This is a genomic window from uncultured Caballeronia sp. (genome assembly GCF_964243625.1).
GTDB lineage: Bacteria > Pseudomonadota > Gammaproteobacteria > Burkholderiales > Burkholderiaceae > Caballeronia.
Window position 1 is genome coordinate 1 of sequence record NZ_CAXTGZ010000266.1, and the last position, 2784, is coordinate 2784.

A 2784-nucleotide genomic window follows, 5' to 3' on the forward strand; every position below is an offset into this window, starting at 1 on the left:
ACCAGCATGACCGGGCAACATAACTAACTCATGCGTGACTACGCAGCTTTAAAAACGAAGCGGAGAAAGAACGTCATATGGGACCACAAGTCGAGACCGTCGCCGACGACACCACCCTGCCCGCCGAAGTGGACGTCGTCGTAGTCGGCGGCGGGATCATCGGCGTGAGCACGGCGCTTTATCTCAGCGAGAAAGGCCTGCGCGTGGCGGTATGCGAGAAGGGGCATATCGCCGGCGAACAGTCGAGCCGCAACTGGGGCTGGGTGCGCGTCACGCATCGCGACATGCGCGAGTTCGAACTGAGCATCGAGAGCCTGAAGCTGTGGCGCAAGCTCGATGAAACGCTTGGGATCGATACCGGTTTCAAGCAATGCGGCATCCTGTACATGGCCAACGATGACGCCAAGATGGAAGCGCATCGTGTGTGGCTCGAGAAAGCACAGGCACTGGCCGGCAAGGACGCATTCGATACACGTGAGATCGACGCCAAGGCCGTGGCGAACCTGTTGCCGGGTGCATCGCGTGCGTTCAAGGGTGGGTTGTACACAGCGGGCGATGGCCGCGCCGAACCGCAAAAAGCCGCGCCCGCCATTGCAAACGCGTTGCGCAAACGCGGCGTGAAAATCCTGACGCCGTGCGCCGTGCGCGGCATTGAAACCAGCGCGGGCCGCGTGAGCGCCGTCGTCACCGAACTTGGTACGATCCGCTGCAAAAGCGTGGTCGTCGCGGGCGGCGCGTGGTCGCGGCTGTTCTGCGGGAACCTGGGTATCGATGTGCCGCAGTTGATGGTCAAGGCGTCCGTGCTGCGTACCGCGCCCATCGAGGGCGGTCCCGCCGTGAGCGCGAGCAACAAGGAGTTCGCATTCCGCAAGCGCGCGGACGGCGGTTATACGATCGCTTTCGGCTTTCGCACTTATACGGATATCACGCCCGACAGCTTCAGGCTTTTCCCCAAATACATCCCGGCGCTCAAGAGCCAGTTGGGCGCGCTGCGCATTGGCGTAGGCGAACGTTTCTTCGAAGAAATGCGCCGTCCGCGTAAATGGGCGCTCGACAAACGCACCGCGTTCGAAGACGTCCGCACGCTCGATCCGGAGCCGATTTCGCAATACACCGATGCCGGTTTGCGCGAGTTCGTGAAGGTCTTTCCGCACATGAGCGGCGCGCGTATCGCGCAGCGCTGGGCGGGACTGATGGACATCACGCCCGACGCGATTCCCGTCATTTCAGGCGTGCAAACGGTGCCGGGACTCTTTATTGGCACAGGGTTTTCGGGGCACGGTTTCGGCATTGGACCGGCGGCAGGCAAACTGATGGCTGATCTTGTCACGAACGACACACCGCTTGTCGATCCACATATGTTCCGGCTGAACCGCTTCAGCGACGGCACGAAGATCGTGATCGATGCAGGCTTCTAAGGACCCACGGCAATGAGCAAAGTAGCGATGATCTCCGGCGCGAATCGCGGTATCGGACTGGCGGTTGCGACGGAATTGCATAAACGCGGGTATCGGTTATCGCTGGGAATGCGCGATCCGTCGTCGGCGCAATTTCCATTCGATGCCTTCACGTTCCCGTATGAAGCCCGCGATCCGCAAAGCGCACGCCGTTGGGTCGACGCCAGTATCGAACACTTCGGACAACTGGACGTGCTGATCAGCAACGCCGGGATCTGTACGCATATCACGCTGGAAGACGGCACCGACGACATGCTCGAAGAGACGCTGGACATCAACGTCAAGGCGCCGTTCCGATTGATCCAGGCTGCGTTGCCCCATCTGCGCAAACCCGGCGATGCACGCGTGGTGCAGATTGCATCGCTGTCGGGAAAGCGCGTGAAGAACCTGAACGCGGGTTACCAGATGTCAAAGCATGCGGTGATTGCGTTGAACCACGCCGTCCGGCGCGCCGGATGGGACGATGGCATTCGTGCAACCGCCATTTGCCCGGGCTTCGTGAACACGGACATGGCGGCCGGCATCGCGGATCTCGAACCGCAAGCAATGACACAGCCCGAGGATCTGGCGGTGCTCATCGCCAACACGATCGCGATGCCGAATACCGCGAGCGTCGCCGAGATCCTTGTGAATTGCCGTCACGAGGACCTGTTCTAGGCCGGCCTGTGCGTGACGTTCCACTGCTTGAGCGCGCGCGATTCGCGATCGAAGCCGAGCACGCTGACGGACGCGGTATCGAGCAACAGATGTGCGCCGAGCGCGGCCGAATCCGCCATCCAGCAGGCGCCGAGCACGCGTAGAAAGTGTGCGTGGGAAAAGAGCGCAATACGGCCGTGCGTACCAAGCAAACGCGCGATCAGGGATTCGGCCCGCGCCTGGATATCCTGAACGCTCTCGCCTTCCGGTATCGGCGATGTCCACACGGACCAGTCCGGCTCTTCAGCCCGGATATCCGCCGTCTTGCGGCCTTCGTAGATGCCGTAGTTCCATTCGCTCAAACGCGGCTCTTCTTCAGCGTGCGCGATCAAGCCGGCTTCCTCACACGTGTCGCGTGCACGGCTCATCGGGCTGTGCAGCACGAGATCGAAGCTTTGCGCGGCGAGCACCGGCCGGAGTGCCCGCGCCTGTTCGCGGCCATGGTCAGTCAGCGGAATATCCGTGCGGCCGGTGTGCTGGCCCGACTTGCTCCATTCTGTTTCGCCATGACGGATCAGCCAGATCTCGGGTTGGTTCGTAACGGGTGTGTTCATTGTCGGCCATTAGAAAGAAAGGAATCGGCATGCTCGAGTTACGACGATTCTACGGCTCGACACGGAAACTTTCACGG

At 61.2% G+C, this 2784-nt stretch carries 3 protein-coding genes; 2 read left to right on the plus strand and 1 reads right to left on the minus strand.

Going from position 1 to position 2784, the window contains the following annotated elements; all coding sequences use genetic code 11:
* The first annotated feature begins 77 nt into the window (after positions 1-77).
* Both ACFFAR_RS18260 and ACFFAR_RS18265 read left to right on the plus strand, forming a co-directional pair.
* Positions 78-1418, plus strand: a complete 1341-nt coding sequence (locus ACFFAR_RS18260) for an NAD(P)/FAD-dependent oxidoreductase (protein WP_375508228.1) — start codon at positions 78-80, stop codon at positions 1416-1418.
* Between the two features lie 12 nt (positions 1419-1430).
* Complete coding sequence (locus tag ACFFAR_RS18265; RefSeq protein ID WP_174364780.1) at positions 1431-2114, plus strand: SDR family NAD(P)-dependent oxidoreductase; 684 nt, start codon at positions 1431-1433, stop codon at positions 2112-2114.
* On the opposite strand, the gene ACFFAR_RS18270 is transcribed toward ACFFAR_RS18265, so the two are convergent.
* Positions 2111-2707, minus strand: coding sequence for a histidine phosphatase family protein (locus ACFFAR_RS18270; RefSeq protein WP_075358330.1), 597 nt, complete (start codon positions 2705-2707; stop codon positions 2111-2113). The genes ACFFAR_RS18265 and ACFFAR_RS18270 overlap by 4 nt on opposite strands.
* Between the last annotated feature and the right edge of the window lie 77 nt (positions 2708-2784).